Here is a 532-nt window from a genome sequence, read left to right on the forward strand (position 1 = left end):
AACGCTTCACTCCCGCTCGCCGACGGTATAGATATAATTCCGAAAAGTGATACAATCAGAAGGAGAGCTTTTGTCATATTAGCTTATGATGAATACGCAGAGCTATAAAGAAGATCCGCACAGAACAAAGCTATATGGGAACAATGTCCATAAATATCAAAATCGGCTCAAAAAATGACAATCTTTTCTCATTTGTGGATCGCGAAGCGGCCGAAAGCTATATTTGTTTAAAAGGACGTCTATGATTCAGAAAATTCTCAAAGCATCTCTCTTTCTGTGGTTTGTCGTACTTCAGACAATGCTTCCTGTGTTTTCCTGCCGGGCTTCTCAAGGAGGCGACTACTACTTCAGAAGATTGCAGGTGGAGGATGGACTTTCGCAGAACATGGTTTACTCGATACTGCAGGATAAGCAAGGTTTTATGTGGTTTGGGACACAGGACGGCCTTAACCGGTATGATGGCTACAGTTTCAAAACTTATAAAAGAAATTCCACTGTGCCCGGTGCTATTGGCAGCAACGCAATATTTTGT

Annotated in this window: 1 protein-coding gene; it reads left to right on the forward strand. The window is 42.1% G+C overall.

Annotation, left to right across the window (positions count from 1 at the left end; translation table 11 throughout):
• Positions 1–241 precede the first annotated feature (241 nt).
• Positions 242–532, forward strand: a 291-nt coding sequence (locus tag ACNOHI_RS25520) for a ligand-binding sensor domain-containing protein (protein WP_420477521.1), incomplete at its 3' end; no start/stop codon positions are given.

Source organism: Noviherbaspirillum sp. ST9, assembly GCF_048799745.1.
Taxonomy (GTDB): domain Bacteria; phylum Pseudomonadota; class Gammaproteobacteria; order Burkholderiales; family Burkholderiaceae_D; genus Noviherbaspirillum.